Genomic DNA, 16,877 nt, shown 5'->3' with positions numbered 1-16,877 from the left:
CTACTGGTTGCTGTAGGTGGTGCCCTTGGGCAGCGGCAGCACGGCCTCGCGCTGCGCCTGACTCTTGGGCCACACCACATGGGACTTGTCGTCGAGATACTGGATCACGACCGGGAACGAGCGCTCGTTCTGGCCCGCCATCGGCGTGCCCTCGCCGTAGAACTTGACGCCGAAGCCGAGCATGGTGCCGCCTTCGGGGATGTCGGTATCGAGCGCAGCCTTGCGCAGCGCGTCGGGATCGACCCCACCATATTTCTTGATCGCGCGCGGCAGCACGTCGCTCATGAACACATAGGTGTTTGACGCGCCGATGCCGACATGTGCCGAGCGGATGGCGACCCCGGGCTTGATCCTGTCGAACTCCTCGCCGACCATCTTGATGACCGGCGGAAGTTTAGGATCCATGGTCTTCTGATTGGAGAGCCAGATCGAGATCGGATCGGCGTTGAAGATGTAGGTCGCATCCGCGCCCATGCCCTCCTTCAGCTTCTCGTAGACGCCATAGCCGGCGCCATGCCCCATCAGCGCAGCGAATTTCAGGCCCTGCTCGCGGGCCTGCCGCAGCAGCAAGGTGATGTCTGGATTGTAACCGGTGTGGAAGATCACATCGGGCTTGGCGCGCTTCAGCTTGGTCACCAGCGCCGACAAATCCGGCGCGGTGGCCGAATAGCCTTCCTTCAGCACGACGTTGAAGCCCGCCTTCTTCGCGCCGGCCTCGTTCCCCTTGGAGACATCGACGCCATAGGCGCCGTCCTCGTGGATGATGGCGACCCGCAGGTCCTTCGGCTCCTTGCCGAGCTTCGCGCTGGCATTCTGCGCGATGAAATCCATCGTCATCATGCCGAACTGGTCGCCGCTCGCCTGCGGGCGGAAGACGTATTTGTAGCCCTTCTCGTTGAACACGGCCGACGAGATGCAGGTCGTCATCCACATGAACTTCTTGAGCTGCTCGACGCGGGCCGCCACCGGCACGCATTGCGCCGAGGAGAAGAAGCCGAGCACCATGTCGACCTTCTCCTGCTCGAGCAGGCGAACGGATTCATTGATGGCGATGTCGGGCTTGCTCTGCGCGTCGGCGTAGACCGCTTCGATCTTGTAGCCCTCGACGCCAGACTTGGCGAAATGGTCGAGGATGATCTTGGTGCCGACATAGTTCAGCTCAGAGCCGCCGCCCGCGAGAGGCCCGGTCAGGTCGAAAACGACGCCGATCTTGATCTTTTTCTCTTGAGCTTCGGCCGAAGCCGCCAAGCCCGTCGCGGCGATCGCGACCACCAGCCCACGTACCAAGCGGGCAGCCATGCGCAGGCGCATCTAAACCTCCCTGGACGATTGTGCATTGCATTCTTCTTGCTTTTGCTTTTTCGCCCATCACATGGGCTGCGCGCGGCGATGTCAAGCCTCGCGCTCAGCGCGAGGCGAACTGCTGCTCGACGAAGGCCGTGACAAATCGCGGCATGGCCGGCGTGAGATCGCTCATCCCGCGCACGAGATGAATGGCCGACAGTTCCGGCTCGGGCTCGCGTGCAAGATTGGCTTCGATCCGGGCGCGGGCCACATCGCCCGGCACATCCAGGTTGATGACCTGCAGCATTGCAATCGAAGGACCGGTGACGACGCAATGCCAGCCCGGCTCGACCCGGTAGTCGGCCGCGGTCAGGCCGGTCTCCTCGCCGAGTTCGCGGACGACGCTGCCGGGGATGTCGAGCGTGCCGTCCCTGACATCGTCGAGATCCGGTGTGCCCGAGGGGAAATAGATGCGGCCCGCATTGGCGGTGTGGGGCGCCATCTCGCCCATGACGAAGGCGCCGTCGGAGGCGCGCAACGCGCCCATGCCAAAGCCGTTGAACACGGCCTTGTCGGGAAAGCCCCAGTCGCGCCAGGCGAGGAAGCTTGCGAAATCGGTCTCGAAATAGGTCGCGGCAAGATGGCCGTCGCTGAACACGGCATCGCGCCCGAGCAGGACGCGGCCGTTCCAGATCTTCGGCCGCTCACGCTGCTTCTCGGCGAAATGCGCCGCGATCTCGGCGCGCCGTTCCTCCGCGAACGACCAGACGATCGGCCGTACTGCAAGATCAAGCGTCGTGACGCGATGAATGACCGGTGGTGACGTCATGACGCCTGGTACCACGCCTTCGCGTCAGCTATTTGGCGCTCCCCGTGGTCTTCTTGGCCTGATCGACGAATTTGTTGGTGAAGGTCTTGCTGACGTCGATTTTGGCGTTCGCCACCTCGGGCGAGCCGACGCTGAACACCGCAAGCACGGCGTCGGCACCCTTCGGGTCCATCTTGCCGGTCTCGGAGAACATCGGAATCGTGTTCTTCAGCGCGGCGAGATAGAGGTCCTTGTTCTTGCCGACCATCTCCTCCGGCATCTTCGCCATGATCTCCTCGGGCGAGTGCGAATGGATCCAGGCGAGCGTCGCCAGGATCGCGTTGGTCAGCGCCTGCGTCTCCTTCTCGTGGCCGTTGACCCAGGCCACCGTCGAGTACAGCGCGCCACCAGGATATTCGCCGCCAAACGTCTCGAGCGTATCCTTCTGGGTGCGGGTGTCGCTGAGGATACGCAGATCCTTGTGGCTGCCCTGGAGCACGGTCACGGATGGATCGAGCATCACGGCCGCATCGATCTGCCCCTGCTCCATCGCCGCGACCGCGGTGGCGCCGAGGCCGACGCCGATCACGGCCGCGCTGGTGGGATCGAGCCCGTTCTTCTTCAGCATATATTTGAGGAAGAAGTCGGTGGAGGAGCCGGGCGCACTGACGCCGACCTTCTTGCCGGCGAGATCCTTGACCGACTTGATGTCATTGGTGCGCGAGGGCGCGACTACCAGCACGAGACCGGGATAGCGGTCATAGACCACGAAGGCCTGCAGCTCCTGCTTCTTGGCGGCGAGGTTGACGCAATGGTCGAAATAGCCGGAGACGACGTCGGCGCTGCCGCCGAGCACGGCCTTGAGCGCGTCCGAGCCGCCCTTGAGGTCGACCAGCTCGACATTGAGGCCGGCCTTCTCGTACTCGCCGAGCTGCTTGGCCAGCACCGTCGGCAGGTAGCACAGGCAGGCCCCACCGCCGACCGCGACGGTGACCTTGCTTTGGGCTGCGGCAAGCGAGGTGGTGAGCGTCAGCGCGAGCAGCGCGCCGGCAAGCTTGGCAATCGTGTTCTTCATTGGTTTCCTCCGTTCGGCCGGCGGCACCATAAAGCAGCGGGACTGGCTTGAGAAGCACTGCCTAAGTGGGCTGGCCATCGGCCCTTCGGCGCAATAGCATGGCTGAACAAGAACAATTCCTGATGGGGAGAATGATCCATGAATCGCCTTGTTGCCGGGCTGTCGCTCGCCGCCGCCTTTGCCGCCGGATGCGGCGCAAACCAGTTGCTCCGGCCGGCGCTGGCCGCCGAGAACATCACCGCACAGCTCATCCACACCGGCGAGATGGAGGGCGATGCGCTCGGCCCCGCCAACAATGTCGGCTTCCGCTCGAAAATGTTCGCGAGCGCCGACGGCGCCACCATCTCGATCCAGGTCGGCAATGTGCCCAAGCACATGCATCCCAACACCAACGAGATCCAGTACATCCTGGACGGGACCGGAACGATCTGGCTCGGCGACAAGGAGGTCACGGTCAAGCCGGGCGACCTCGTCATCATTCCGAAGGGTACGCCGCATGGCGGTACCAAGCCGATCAGCGGCCAGGTCAAGGCGATCGCCATCAAGACGCCGCCGCAGGCGCCGGATGATACGAAGCTGCTGGACTGAGCTCGCCTTCACCTCTCCCGCTTGCGGGAGAGGTCGGCGCGAAGCGCCGGGTGAGGGTTCTCTCCTCTTGGGGGCTCTCGCCCGCGGAGGCACCCCTACCCCAACCCTCCCCCGCAAGCGGGAGAGGGAGCGCAGCCAGCATGTGGCTCGCAATCAGAAACCAATTTCATCGCCTAACCCCGCCCATCCGCCGCCGTCGGCCGCCAGACCAGCAGGCGCCGCTCGACCAGCGTCACGCCGTAATCGATCAGGATGACGAAGGCCGACAGCACGAACATGCCGGCGAACACACCGGCGACGTCGAACACGCCCTCGGCCTGCTGGATCAGATAGCCGAGCCCTGCGGCCGATCCCAGATATTCGCCGACGACCGCGCCGACCACGGCGAAGCCGACCGAGGTGTGCAGCGAGGAGAACATCCACGACAATGCCGACGGCCAGTAGACGTGCTGCATCAGCTGCCGCTCGCTCATGCCGAGCATGCGGCCGTTGTCGAGCACCGTGCGGCTGACCTCCTTCACGCCCTGATAGACGTTGAAGAACACGATGAAGAACACCAGCGTCACGCCGAGCGCGACCTTGGACCAGATGCCGAGCCCGAGCCACAGCGCGAAGATCGGCGCCAGCACCACGCGCGGCAGTGCGTTGACCATCTTGACGTAGGGGTCGAACACCGCGGCGACCAGCGGCTGGCGCGCAAACCAGAAGCCGACCAGCACGCCGCCGAGCGATCCGATCACGAAGGCGAGGATCGATTCCGCCAGCGTGATGCCGAGATGCTTCCAGATCACGCCGGAGGCGAACCATTTCACGATCTGGCTGAACACGTCGAGCGGATTGGAGAAAAAGAACGGCGGTAGCAGGATCTTGCCGAACACGGGGACGGTCGACAGCACCTGCCACAGCACGATGCACACGACCGCGACCAGGACCTGCAGCGCAAACAGCGTCGGACGCGACATCAGACCGCCTCCACCGCGTGAGTGGACTGCGCGTAGCCCTTCATCACCTCGTCCTTCAGCACGCTCCAGATCTCGCGATGGAGCGCATGGAACTCCTTGTCGAGGCGCACCTCGAAGATGTCGCGCGGGCGCGGCAAGCTGACGCGCCAGTCGCCGATGATGCGCGAGGACGGCCCCGCCGACATGATCACGACGCGGTCGGCGAGTGCGATTGCCTCTTCCAGATCATGGGTCACGAACAGCACGGCCTTGCGATCGGCGTTCCACAAGTCGAGCAGCAGATTGCCCATGACCTGTCGCGTCTGCGCATCGAGCGGCCCGAACGGCTCGTCCATCAGCAGGATCTTGGGATCGCGGATCAGCACCTGCGCCAGCGCCACGCGCTTGCGCTGGCCGCCGGAGAGCATGTGCGGATAACGGTTCGCGAAGGCGCCGAGGCCCACGGAGGTCAGCCATTTTTGCGCCTGCGGCAGCGACTCGCTGCGTGGCGTGCCCTTGATCTCGAGCCCGATCGCGACGTTGTCGAGCGCGGTCTTCCAGGGGAACAGCGCGTCGGCCTGGAACAAATAGCCGGCCTCCCGGTTCAGCCCCGTCAGCGGCAGGTCGAATATCCTGACGCTGCCGGCGGCCGGCTTGAGCAGGCCCGCGGCGACATTGAGCAGCGTCGATTTCCCGCAGCCGGTCGGGCCGACGATGGCGACGAACTCGCCCTGCGCGACCGCAAGATGCGCCTTCTCCACCGCCGTATAGACCCGGCCGTCCCCCAGCCGGAATGCGACCTTGGCATCTTCCAGCGCCACTGCCGTGGGCGTTGTCATGTGTTTCCTCCGAACTCAGGCCGATGCCTTAGCCTCTCGCGCGGCCAAGTTCAATCAAGCCGCCAAGCGTGCTACGCATGGGGACTTGCCGTGCTCTTACCCTCCCCTGGAGGGGGAGGGTCGGCTCACATGAGCGCAGCGAAATGTGAGACGGGGTGGGGTGACGGTCTCTCCACCTCGAACAGTACCCGAGTGGACAGATCACCCCACCCCGCTCGCGCTGCGCGCGATCGACCCTCCCCTCCAGGGAAGGGTAAGAGAAAAGCGAGCCCACCCGCGATGCCTTCCAAGCTGGCGATCAGCTACCAAAAGGTGACCAAGAGCTTCGGCTCCCTTAGGGCTGTGGACGATGTGTCGCTCGACATTGCGGAGGGCGAATTTCTGGCCGTCGTGGGCGGGTCCGGCTCGGGCAAGACAACGCTGCTTCGGCTCGCCAACCGGTTGATCGAGGCCGATAGCGGCACCATCACCGTCGAGGGCGAGGACGTGCGGAATGTCGATCCGGTCGCGCTGCGGCGCCGGATCGGCTACGTCTTCCAGAGTGGCGGGCTGTTTCCTCACTTGAGCGTCGCCGACAATATCGGCATCACGCCAAAACTGCTGGGCGAACCGGCCGCGGCAATCACAAGCCGAGTCGACGAGCTGCTGGAGCTCGTGCAGCTCGACCGCGCGTCGCATCGCGACCGTCTGCCCGAGACACTCTCCGGCGGCCAGCGCCAGCGCGTCGGCGTGGCGCGCGCGCTCGCGGCAAAACCCCGCATCGTACTGATGGACGAGCCGTTCGGCGCGCTCGATCCCCTCACCCGCGATACGCTCGGTGACGACTATCTCACGCTTCACCGCAGGCTCGGCCTGACCACCGTCATGATCACGCATGACATGACCGAGGCGATCCTGCTCGCCGATCGTATTGCAGTGATGCGCGGCGGAAAAGTGCTGGCGCAGGGCACGCCCGCAGAGCTCTCGCGCAGCAGCGACGACTACGTGCTCGAGCTGCTGCGCACGCCGCGGCGCCAGGTCGAGCGGCTGAACGCGCTACTGCCGAAGAGCGGCGCCGCATGAGCCTCTTCACCGATCCGCGCTGGGGCGAGGCGCTGTCACATCTGCCCGATTATCTCGGCAACCATGTGCGGGTGAGCCTCGCCGCGCTCGCGCTTGGCCTCGCCGTCAGCCTGCCGCTGGCGATCCTGACACGCAACCGTCCGGCGCCGCGCGGCATCCTGCTCGCGCTCGCCAGCATCGTGCAAACCGTGCCCGGGCTTGCGCTGCTCGCGCTGTTCTATCCGCTGCTGCTGCTGGCGGCCTCGGTCACGCTCGCCTGGTTCGGCGTTTCCTTCTCGGCCTTCGGTTTCCTGCCGGCGATGCTGGCGCTGGCGCTCTATTCGATGCTGCCGGTGCTGCGCAACGGCATCACCGGCCTCAACGGCATCGATCCCGCGCTGATCGAAGCCGCGAAAGGCGTCGGCATGACCGCACGGCAATCGCTTGTCATGGTCGAGCTGCCGCTGGCCCTGCCGGTGATGATGGCGGGCATCCGCACCGCCGCGGTGTGGGTGATCGGCACCGCGACGCTCTCGACGCCGATCGGGCAGACCAGCCTCGGCAATTACATCTTCGCCGGACTCCAGACCCAGAACTGGGTGTTCGTGCTGTTCGGCTGCGTTGCCTCGGCCCTGCTCGCGCTCGCGGTTGACCAGCTGCTCGGCCTGATCGAGAGCGGCCTGCGCCGCCGCAACCGCTTGCGCAGCGGGCTCGGCGCGGTCGGAATCGCGGCGCTGGTCGCCGCAACGCTGGTGCCGACGATGGGCCGCTCATCGCAGGGCTACGTCGTCGGCGCAAAAACCTTCGCCGAGCAATATGTGCTGTCGGCGTTGATGAGGGATCGCCTCCAGGCGGCGGGCCTTTCGGCCACGGCGCGGTCGGGCCTCGGTTCCAGCGTGATCTTCGAGGCGCTGAAGGCCGGCGACGTCGATCTCTATGTCGATTATTCCGGCACGCTGTGGGCCAACCAGCTGCATCGTACCGACATCAAGCCACGCGCAGAACTGGTGGCGGAACTGAAGACGGCGCTCGCGAAGGACAACATCACCCTGCTTGGCGAGCTCGGCTTCGAGAATGCCTATGCGCTGGTGATGCCGACGAAGCGCGCCGAGGCGCTCGGCATCCGTACCATCGCCGACCTCACCGCGCATGCCGCGACGCTGTCGATTGCCGGCGACTACGAATTCTTCTCGCGTCCCGAATGGGCGGCGCTGCAAAAGGCCTATGGGCTGCAGTTCCGCGCCCAGCGCCAGATGCAGCCGGACTTCATGTATGCGGCGGTCGCCAGCGGCGAGGTCGACGTCATCGCCGGCTACACCAGCGACGGCTTGATCGCGAAATACGACCTCGTCACGCTCGACGATCCCAAGCACGCGATCCCGCCCTATGACGCCATCCTGCTGCTGGCGCCGAAGCGCGCCGGCGACGAGCGATTGCAGGCGGCGCTCAAGCCGCTGCTCGGAAGGATCGACATCGCCACCATGCGCGAGGCGAATTTGCGCGCCAGCGGCAATGACGCGAATTCGTCGCCGGATGCGGTGGCGAGGTGGCTGTGGGACAAGGTCGGCAAGCAGTAGGCCGGGATTTCGTAGGGTCGGCAAAGGCGCGCAAGCGCCGTGCCCACGGTCGGTGGGCACGCTTCGCTTTGCCCACCCTACGATCTTGCGCCGCTTGGTGAGCACCTCAGGGTAACGGTCGAGGAGTTGCGTCCACGATCCCGGCAGAGGCTACAATCCCCGGATCATCCCCGCATTGATCAGCAGCCGGTTCAGCCGCCGCGCTTCCGCGCCGTCCTTGCAACCGTAGAAGAAGCCCTTGCAGCGGAGCATGATCGCCTTCTGCTCGGCGAAGGACGGATCGAGCGGGATGCCGGCGGCTTCCTGGATCACCAGCGGCAGGTAGGGGCCGTCGACCGTGTCCATCACGGCATCGCTTTTCACCGGCTCAAAATTGACGGCGTCGATCGCGTAATAGGTCGCGTAGAGGCGCGGATCGTAGGCGTCGAGCTTCTTGCCGATCGCGCCCTCGTCGAGCCCGGGCTCGAGCAGGTTCGGCGCAAATTCGGGCTGGTGATCGCCATAGCGCACGATCAGGAAGGGCTCGCCGGGAAAATTCTTCTTCAGCCCCGCGACGAACGCCTTGTACTGCTCGGCGCTCATCGCCTGCCGGCGCAGATATTCGTCGATGGACGCCACATTGCCCGGCGCGCGCCAGTTCGGCAGCAGGTCCGGGCGGAAGCGCGTCTCCCAGGGGAAATGATTGGCGCCGAGATAGATGAAGGTGAACAGCGGCTTGTTCGGCGGCTGCTGGCCCATCAACTGGAGCGCCTTGTCGTAGAAGAAGCTGTCGGGCTCGACGTCCTTGGCGCCGAGATCCTTCGAATCGAGGAAGCGCTCGATGCCGGTCGTCATCTGGAAGCTGCGTGCGCCCATGAAGCCGCCATAGGCGGGATAGAGCGACATCGTGTCATAGCCGCAGCGGCGTAGCGCCAGCGGCAGGCCGCGCTCGACCCGGTTCGAGGCGATGCGCGTCACGAAATAGGCGAAGCGGCCGAACGAGCGCGAGGAGAGCCCTGCGAGCACGTTGTATTCGGTGAACCAGCTCGGCCCGCCATTGCTCTCGGCGAGGAAGGTGCGCTGCTTGCCGTCCCACGACTTGAAATGATCGCCATACCGCGGCGGCACCTTGATGCCCTGCGCGGCACGGATGTCGAAGCTGGATTCATCATGGATCATGATGATGTTCGGCCGGCGGCCGGCAGGATGACAGGCATCGACCAGCGGCATGTTGAGCTGCTCGTTGGTCGCGGCCGCGGACTCCATGAAACCATATTGGATGAAGTCGGAGACCGAACTGACGCCGGAGCGGAAGAATTTCGAGAGATAGCCGTCGTCGTAATAGCCGCGCCAGGCCTCATCCGGATGATAGAGCGAATAGCCGACCAGCGCGGCGAGGCAGGCGAGCTTGCAGGCGAGCGCCGGCAGGCGGCGGATGCGGAACGGATCGAGCCACCACAGCGCATACATCAGCGGCAGCGTGACGAGACCGGCCAGGATCACCGACCAGCGCAAGTTCGGGAAGATCGTGAACAGGAACGCGACGGTGTCGCGGTCGATCATCATCAGGTCGATGAAGTTGACCGTCATCTGCACGACGTCATGCTTGAGCCGCGACAGCAGCACCAGCACGACGACCATGGTCAGCGACAGCGCGCCCGACAGCGCCGGCCGGCGCAACAGCGTGATCCAGAAGAAGTTGAGGATGCCCCAGGCAAGAGCGAACGAGAACCGCGACCCGAAATCGGTCTCGGTCTCGTACATCAGCGCGAGCGCGGCCAGATGCGGCGCTGCGACCGCGAGCAGCCGCCAGATGCCGAGCGCAGCGACGCTCGCCAGCACGGCGGTTGTGGCAGAAGGACCTGGATTCGGCGCGGACGCCATCGACGGCACGCAACTCTGGTCCGGCGCGGGTATGCAAAGCCGTCTGGCCGGTCCCAAGACGGCTAGGGCGTCCGGCGCAGCCGGAAACCTGCACCGTGTCATAAAATTGTAACGGAACAGTCAAGAACAGGCAACGTGCGCAGCGGTCCGACCTTCGCTTAATGGTGGTGGGTGGCGAAGTGCCGTCCGCCTTATCCCCTCAGCGCTTCGCGATCCCGGCGATGAACAGGTCGATCACCCCTTCCGCCATCCGCTCGATCTCACCTTCCTCGACGTCCCAGCGCGGAAAATGGCCGTCGAGGTTCATCCGCGCGAAACCGTAGACCAGGGCGCGGCCGGCGATCTGGATGCGCTTGAGGTCGGCCGACCGCACCAGGCCCTGCGCGGCCGCGTCAGCCAGCATCTGCTCCGTCAGCGCGATCAGCTCGGCGTTGTCACGCGTCAGCTCCGCCGAGCTGCCATGGGCGAAGTAACGCCCCGTCGAGATGATCTCGAAATGCGCGGGGTTGCGCATGGCCCAGCGCAAATAGGCGAGGCCAAAGGCGCGGAAGCGCAGAAGCGGATCGGCGGCCGGAGCCTCGGCCAGCGCCGCCTCGATCTCGGTCCGGAAGCGCCGCTGCGCCTCCCCGGCCGCCGCCGCCATCAGCGCATCGCGGTTGGGGAAGTGCCGGAACGGCGCCCCCGGGGACACTGCGGCCCGGCGCGCGGCCTCACGTACCGAGACTTCGGCGCCTTCCGATGCGAGCTGCAACGCAGCATCGATCAACACACGGCGGAGGTCCCCGTGGTGATAGGGCCGGGCTTCAGATATCTGGCGGCGGGCGCGCGGCTTGGAGGTCGGACGGGCGGGCATGGCGCCTTCTAGCATCACCCCATCGTGAATGTAAGCAGCGATTACACCATTGACGGATGCGCGATCCCCAAATGTAATCAATGATTACATAAAGAAGGAGATCGCCATGTCGCAACGTCAAGGCTGGCTGGAAGGCTGGCGGCTGCTGGCCGCGCTCGTCGTGAGCCTGATCACACTCAGCCTATGGATCGCGGCGATGCGGCACTTCGAGGTCGAGGGCGTGCGGATGGTGATCCGCTTCACGGCGCGAAGCTCGCTCACGCTGTTCTGCCTCGCCTTCAGTGCCGCAGCGCTGGCGCGGCTGTGGCCGAATGCCTGGACGCGCTGGCAGCGTCGCAACCGCCGCTATCTCGGCCTCAGCTTCGCCGCCTCGCACGCCATCCATGCGGCTGCCATCGTCGCCTTCGCCAGAATGGATCCAGCCGGCTTCGCCGAGGCCACCTCAGTGGCCTCCTACATCTTTGGCGGCATCGGCTATGCCGTTATCGTTGTCATGAGCGCGACCTCGTTCGACCGAACCACCGCGCTGCTTGGGCCGCGCGCCTTTCGCGCGCTGCACCTTGTGGGCGGCTATTACCTCTGGATCCAGTTCATGGTGTCGTTCGGCAAGCGTGTGCCGGCGATGCCGCTTTACGCCGCCTTCCTCATTCCGCTGCTCATCGTGATGGCCCTGCGGCTGATCGCGATGGCCGCCCATCCGCGCGGACGGACAGCCGAGGCGAGCTGAACGACGGTCACCCTTGCGGCAGCAGCCCGAGCCGCTTGGCGATGATGCGATCGACAGTCCGCTTCGGCAGCACGGCGCCGATCAGGTGGCGCAGCGGATCCGGCGTGATCTGGTAGCGCACCTTGGGGCTCGCCGCCGTCAGCGCCTCGAACACGATCTCGGCGATGCGCTCGGCCGGCAGGCCCTTGGCGCCAAGCTCCATCATGAACGCCATGACCTTGTTCAGCGCGGGCAGATAGGGCGAGTTCTTGTAGACGGAGAGATCGATCTGTTCGGCCTTGCTCCAGATCGGCGTCTTGACCGCGCCGGGGGCGACGATGATGACGTCGATGCCGAACAGCATCAGCTCGCGGCGCAGGCTTTCCGACAAGCCCTCGACGGCATGCTTGGAAGTGCAGTAAGGCGCCGACAGCGGATTGCCGTTCTTGCCTGCGACCGAGCTGATCATCACGATCCGGCCCTTCGGCCCCTTCAGCGAGGGATCGGCGCCGAGCAGCGGCCCGAACGCCTGTGTCGCGATCACGGGCCCGATGACGTTGATGTCCATCTGGCGGCGGAAATCATCCGCCGACAATTCGAGCACGGGACCAGCGACCGCAATGCCGGCATTGTTGACGAGGCCAGCCAGCGTCTCCCCGCCCAGCGTCTCGCGGACTTTTCGCGCTGCAGCCAGGACTGCAGCCTCGTCGGTGACGTCGAACAGGAGCGGGGTGAAGTTCGGACCAAACTCCCCCTTGAGCCGATCGGCATCGGCCTGCTTTCGGACACTGCCGAAAACGCGATAGCCACGCCCGACCAGATACTTTGCAACGGCCCAGCCGATGCCGGTGGACGCGCCGGTGATGACGACGGATCGCATGGCCCCCTCCCCTCGAGTTCCCGCGATCATGTAGGAGGAAGGCACGGTCGCGCAATGCCGTCCAACGCTCAAGAAGGTACGGCCAGTGTCGGTTCTTAAGATGAAGCGGCGTGCGAACGTCGCGACACGAGGTCGAAGGCGCCTTAAACAAGCGGATAAAGAGCCGAATCCTTCGCCCTGAAGACGCACGGCTTTTGACGAACCCGGACTTCTAAAAAAGTTCTGAAAACGACGCGATGCCAAGAATGTGGTTTAAGCGTCAGTTCTTCGTGCTCAAGGAGCACATCAACTCGCGAAGAATTTGAATGAAGCAGCAATGCTTCGCGCGAGAAGGAAAGAGCGAGACCGCTGTCTGCGATCTCGCTCCACCATACCCGCGAAGGTTTTAAGATTTGGTTTGGCGAGCGAAGCTTGCTCTTCGCTCGCCAAACCGGGGTGCGCGTTCGCGCGAACCCGGAATGACGGCGGTACCGTCAGTTCTTGCTCTTGTCGACCAATGCGCCCTTCTTGATCCAGGGCATCATGTCGCGCAGCTTCGCGCCGACTTCCTCGATCGGGTGCGCGGCGAGCTTGGCGCGGGTCGCCTTGAACGAGGTCTGGTTGACCTTGTTCTCGAGCATCCAGTCGCGGGCGAACTTGCCGCCCTGGATGTCGGCCAGAACCTTGCGCATCTCCTTCTTGGTCTCGTCCGTGATGATGCGCGGACCGGTGACATACTCGCCGTACTCGGCAGTGTTGGAGATCGAGTAGTTCATGTTGGCGATGCCGCCTTCATAGATCAGGTCGACGATCAGCTTCACTTCGTGCAGGCACTCGAAATAGGCCATCTCGGGCGCGTAGCCGGCTTCGACCAGGGTCTCGTAACCGCCCTTGATCAGCTCGACCAGACCGCCGCAGAGCACCACCTGCTCGCCGAACAGGTCAGTCTCGCACTCTTCCTTGAAGGTGGTCTCGATGATGCCGGCGCGGCCACCGCCGACAGCCGAGGCGTAGGACAGGCCGAGGTCATGGGCGTTGCCCGAGACGTCCTTGGCGATCGCGATCAGGCAGGGCACGCCGCCGCCGCGCTGATACTCCGAGCGCACGGTGTGGCCGGGGCCCTTCGGCGCGATCATGAGAACGTCGAGGTCGGCGCGCGGATCGAGCAGGTTGAAGTGGACGTTGAGGCCGTGCGCGAACACGAGGGCGGCGCCCTTCTTCATGTTGTCGTGCAGGTGCTCACGATAGATGTCGCCCTGGAGTTCGTCCGGGGTCAGCATCATGACGAGGTCAGCCCATTTGGCGGCTTCGGCGACTTCCATCACCTTGAAGCCGGCGGCTTCCGCCTTCTTGACCGAGCCCGAGTCCTTGCGCAGTGCAATGGCGACTTCCTTGACGCCGGAATCCTTCAGGTTGAGCGCATGGGCGTGGCCCTGGCTACCGTAGCCGACGATGGCGACCTTCTTGCCCTTGATCAGGTTCAGGTCGGCGTCGCGATCGTAATAAACACGCATAGGTCGTTTCCTCGTTCAGGGCCGAAATCGGCCGATGGTCAGTGTCCGAAGGGTGAAATTTGCGGATTTCGGGGGCTGTCTAGAGCATTTTCAGCCCTGAGGGAAACCCGTTTCTGCATGGAAATCCGCGACATCATGCATCCATGAAAACGGGGTAGAGGGAGGCCAGCAGCAGGATCGCCATCAGGATATTGAAGGCGCGAACCAGCCGCTCGGAGGTCAGGACCGGCCGCAGTGCGGTGCCGAACAGCGCCCAGACCACGGTCGAGACCGTGCCGACGAGCAGGCTGATCAGGGTCTGGATCACGATGTTGATGGGAAACTGGGCAATCGCCGCGTAGGCGGTGATGGTGCCGATCACGATCACCCAGCCCTTGGCGTTGATCCACTGGAACATGGCCGCGCCCCAGAAGGTCATCGGACCGCGACCATCTTCCTGGCCCGGCTTGGTCGGACCGGACATGGCGATCACGGCGGCAAGATAGATCAGGTAGACCGCACCGGCATATTTCAGAATGGTCTGGAGGATCGGATAGGCCAGGAACACGGTGCCGAGCCCGAGGCCGACGGTGGCGACCATGAAGGCAAAGCCGATGACGATGCCGACGATGTGCGGGATGGTGCGGCGGAAGCCATAGGTCAGGCCCGAGGACAGCAGCATGATGTTGTTCGGCCCGGGCGTGAAGTACATCACGACCATGAAGGCGAGGAAGGCATAGAACAGCGAGTAGGCCATGCTCACCTCATGCGGTCTTCGGCAGGACTTGCGGGCGCTTCGCCAGCACCATCACGGCGATGCCGCCGATCACGGTCAGCATGCCGGCGAGGCGCAACGGGCCGAACCGTTCGCCGAACACGATGCTGGAGGCGGCGGAGCCGACGAACGGCACCAACAGCGCGAACGGCACCACCTGGGCCGCGGGGTAGTCGCGCAAGAGGCGGCCCCACAGCCAATAGGCGATGCTGGTGGGAATGCCGCCGAGCATCAGCATGCAGAGCGCCGATGCGAGCGACATATGCGTCAGCGACATCCAGGTCGACGCCGGTCCGTTGGCGATCAGCGCCAGCACGAACAGCGGCACCGCCGAGGCGAGGCACAGCCAGGCAAACAGGTCGAACATCGGCACGCCGCGGGCGCCGCGCAGCAGCAGATTGCCGACGGCAAAGCTGAGCGGCGAGATCATCAGCACCGCAAAGGCGGCAACGCTGAAATCATAGCCGACGGTGCCGCAGATCATCAGCAGGCCGATCGCAGCAACGACGATGCCCAGCGTCTGCATCGGCGTCGGCCGCTCGCCGAACGCAAACGCGGCAAAACCGATCGTGAACAGCGCCTGGCTCTGCACGACGACGCTGGTCAGGCCCACCGGCACGCCGTGGGCGATGCCGTAGGCCTGGGACAGGAACTGACCGAGGAACAGCGTGAAGCTGATCGCGATCAGCAGCGACCAGGCGACCTTCGGCTTGCGGATGAACAGGCACGGCACCGCGGCGATGGTAAAGCGCAGTGCCGTCATCAGCTCCGGCGACAGCTCGTCGAGCGCGATCCGGCTTGCCACGAAGGCAAGCCCCCAGATGATCGCCACCATGACGGCGATGAGGATGTCGGCCGGCTTCATTGTTGTTTCCGGTTCTGCTTTGTCGTGCAGCCCTTTTTGTTGTTCTGGTCTAGCCTTGCTCGCCGGCTTTCGGTTTTCGCAGCAGATACGTGCCGTGCATCGGCGCGTGGTAGTCGGCCGAGACCAGCGTGAAGCCGACGTCGGTCAGCATCCGCTCCATCACCCAGCCGAAGGTGGAATATTCGTCGCGCATATGCGTCACCACGCCCTCGCGCGAGAAATCGTGGTTCTTGATCTGGAAGTCGGCCCATTGCTCGACGTCCCGCTCGACGGCGTCAGGCATCGACGCATAGACGATGTCGCGCAAGTAGAAGCTCGCACCCGGCTTCAGTGCGCGATAGATCCGCGACATCGCCACCGCCTTCCAAAAATCCGGCAGATGGTGCAGCGTGAACTCGCTGACGATGAGGTCATAGGATTCCGGCCGATAGGCGAAGCTGAGCAGGCCGGCGGACTGGGTGCGCACGGGCGCCTTGCGGTCGCGTGCGTAGATCTCGGCGAGCGCCAGCATCGCCGGCGAAATGTCGATGGCGTCGACCTCGGCGCCCATCAGCGCCGCTTCGGTGGCGAGCACGCCGTTGCCGCAGCCGATGTCGGCGATGCGCCAACCGCGCTGGACCCCGAGCATTTTCAGCGCGGCGCGCGCCTGCAGATCGGCATCGTCATGGTTGTCGTAGATCGACGCCACCGCGGGCTCGATCCCCATCCGGTTCCGCTCGTTGTAGTACCAGTCGCGCGCCAACATGGCTCACATCCCTTCAGGCCCGCGACCGATCGCGGCAACACCCGTGCGCGACACCTCGACAAGGCCGAGCGGGCGCATCAGGTCGATATATTGATTGATCTTGTCCGTATTGCCTGTGATCTCGAACACAAAGCTCTCGGTGGTAGCGTCGATCACGCGGGCGCGGAACGCGTCCGCCAGCCTGAGCGCCTCGACCCGATGCTCGCCCTGCCCGCGCACCTTCACCATCGCGAGCTCGCGCTCGATCGAACGCTTGGTCTGGGTCATGTCGACGACCTGGTAGACCGGGATCATGCGATCGAGCTGGTTCTTGATCTGCGCGATCACCATCGGCGTGCCCGTCGTGACGATGGTGATGCGCGACAGGTGTTTCTGGGCCTCGGTCTCGGAGACCGTGAGGCTCTCGATGTTGTAGCCGCGACCCGAGAACAGGCCGATGACGCGCGCAAGCACGCCCGGCTCGTTCTGCACGAGCACCGCAAGCGTGTGCGTCTCGTTGGGATCGTGGCGGTCCTCGATGAAATAAGCGGATGCGGGCTGGTTCATTGTCGTCCCCTCTTGTCTC

General features: G+C 64.5%; 17 protein-coding genes. 4 read left to right on the top strand and 13 right to left on the bottom strand.

What is annotated here, in order from left to right; genetic code table 11:
- From QA649_RS14715 to QA649_RS14705, 3 genes are all read right to left on the bottom strand, one after another.
- On the bottom strand, positions 1-1,311 hold the full coding sequence (locus QA649_RS14715; RefSeq protein WP_283024816.1) for an ABC transporter substrate-binding protein: 1,311 nt from the start codon (positions 1,309-1,311) through the stop codon (positions 1-3).
- Between the two features lie 94 nt (positions 1,312-1,405).
- Positions 1,406-2,113, bottom strand: coding sequence for an NUDIX hydrolase (locus QA649_RS14710; RefSeq protein WP_283024815.1), 708 nt, complete (start codon positions 2,111-2,113; stop codon positions 1,406-1,408).
- 28 nt (positions 2,114-2,141) lie between these two features.
- Positions 2,142-3,167 carry an ABC transporter substrate-binding protein gene (locus QA649_RS14705; RefSeq protein ID WP_283024814.1) on the bottom strand — a complete coding sequence of 342 codons (1,026 nt, stop codon included), beginning with the start codon at positions 3,165-3,167 and terminating at the stop codon, positions 2,142-2,144.
- A gap of 138 nt (positions 3,168-3,305) precedes the next feature.
- On the opposite strand from QA649_RS14705, the gene QA649_RS14700 reads away from it, so the two are divergent.
- Entirely contained in the window at positions 3,306-3,755 is a 450-nt protein-coding gene (locus QA649_RS14700; RefSeq protein ID WP_283024813.1) for a cupin domain-containing protein, read from the top strand.
- A 173-nt stretch (positions 3,756-3,928) separates the two neighbouring features.
- Here QA649_RS14700 and QA649_RS14695 read toward each other — a convergent pair whose 3' ends face one another.
- Positions 3,929-4,717, bottom strand: coding sequence for an ABC transporter permease (locus tag QA649_RS14695; RefSeq protein ID WP_283024812.1), 789 nt, complete (start codon positions 4,715-4,717; stop codon positions 3,929-3,931).
- Positions 4,717-5,535, bottom strand: a complete 819-nt coding sequence (locus QA649_RS14690) for an ABC transporter ATP-binding protein (protein ID WP_283024811.1) — start codon at positions 5,533-5,535, stop codon at positions 4,717-4,719. The genes QA649_RS14695 and QA649_RS14690 overlap by 1 nt, the downstream gene beginning before the upstream one ends.
- A gap of 279 nt (positions 5,536-5,814) precedes the next feature.
- Between QA649_RS14690 and QA649_RS14685 the strand changes: the two genes are divergently transcribed.
- Complete coding sequence (locus QA649_RS14685) at positions 5,815-6,597, top strand: ATP-binding cassette domain-containing protein (RefSeq protein ID WP_283024810.1); 783 nt, start codon at positions 5,815-5,817, stop codon at positions 6,595-6,597.
- Positions 6,594-8,153: a glycine betaine ABC transporter substrate-binding protein gene (locus tag QA649_RS14680; RefSeq protein ID WP_283024809.1), complete on the top strand. Its 1,560-nt coding sequence runs from the start codon at positions 6,594-6,596 to the stop codon at positions 8,151-8,153. Before QA649_RS14685 ends, QA649_RS14680 begins: the two co-directional genes overlap by 4 nt.
- A 150-nt stretch (positions 8,154-8,303) precedes the next feature.
- On the opposite strand, the gene QA649_RS14675 is transcribed toward QA649_RS14680, so the two are convergent.
- Together QA649_RS14675 and QA649_RS14670 are read right to left on the bottom strand one after the other, a co-directional pair.
- A complete protein-coding gene (locus QA649_RS14675; RefSeq protein WP_283024808.1) occupies positions 8,304-10,016 on the bottom strand; it encodes a sulfatase-like hydrolase/transferase in 1,713 nt (570 codons plus the stop codon).
- A gap of 199 nt (positions 10,017-10,215) precedes the next feature.
- A complete protein-coding gene (locus QA649_RS14670; protein WP_283024807.1) occupies positions 10,216-10,869 on the bottom strand; it encodes a TetR/AcrR family transcriptional regulator in 654 nt (217 codons plus the stop codon).
- A 106-nt stretch (positions 10,870-10,975) separates the two neighbouring features.
- Between QA649_RS14670 and QA649_RS14665 the strand changes: the two genes are divergently transcribed.
- Positions 10,976-11,596: a hypothetical protein gene (locus QA649_RS14665; protein ID WP_283024806.1), complete on the top strand. Its 621-nt coding sequence runs from the start codon at positions 10,976-10,978 to the stop codon at positions 11,594-11,596.
- A gap of 7 nt (positions 11,597-11,603) precedes the next feature.
- On the opposite strand, the gene QA649_RS14660 is transcribed toward QA649_RS14665, so the two are convergent.
- The 6 genes from QA649_RS14660 to ilvN form a co-directional block, all read right to left on the bottom strand.
- Positions 11,604-12,455: an SDR family oxidoreductase gene (locus QA649_RS14660; RefSeq protein WP_283024805.1), complete on the bottom strand. Its 852-nt coding sequence runs from the start codon at positions 12,453-12,455 to the stop codon at positions 11,604-11,606.
- Between the two features lie 473 nt (positions 12,456-12,928).
- The gene (ilvC, locus tag QA649_RS14655; RefSeq protein WP_060735242.1) at positions 12,929-13,948 is read right to left on the bottom strand and encodes a ketol-acid reductoisomerase; all 1,020 of its coding nucleotides are present in this window, start codon (positions 13,946-13,948) and stop codon (positions 12,929-12,931) included.
- A gap of 133 nt (positions 13,949-14,081) precedes the next feature.
- Positions 14,082-14,684, bottom strand: coding sequence for a LysE family translocator (locus QA649_RS14650; RefSeq protein WP_283024804.1), 603 nt, complete (start codon positions 14,682-14,684; stop codon positions 14,082-14,084).
- Between the two features lie 7 nt (positions 14,685-14,691).
- Complete coding sequence (locus QA649_RS14645; RefSeq protein ID WP_283024803.1) at positions 14,692-15,567, bottom strand: EamA family transporter; 876 nt, start codon at positions 15,565-15,567, stop codon at positions 14,692-14,694.
- A gap of 49 nt (positions 15,568-15,616) precedes the next feature.
- Positions 15,617-16,312: a class I SAM-dependent methyltransferase gene (locus tag QA649_RS14640; protein ID WP_283024802.1), complete on the bottom strand. Its 696-nt coding sequence runs from the start codon at positions 16,310-16,312 to the stop codon at positions 15,617-15,619.
- Between the two features lie 3 nt (positions 16,313-16,315).
- Positions 16,316-16,858, bottom strand: coding sequence for an acetolactate synthase small subunit (gene ilvN / locus QA649_RS14635; RefSeq protein WP_018640841.1), 543 nt, complete (start codon positions 16,856-16,858; stop codon positions 16,316-16,318).
- Positions 16,859-16,877 lie beyond the last annotated feature (19 nt).

The organism is Bradyrhizobium sp. CB1717 (assembly GCF_029714325.1).
GTDB lineage: Bacteria > Pseudomonadota > Alphaproteobacteria > Rhizobiales > Xanthobacteraceae > Bradyrhizobium.
This window is presented reverse-complemented; position numbering and strand designations above follow the sequence as displayed.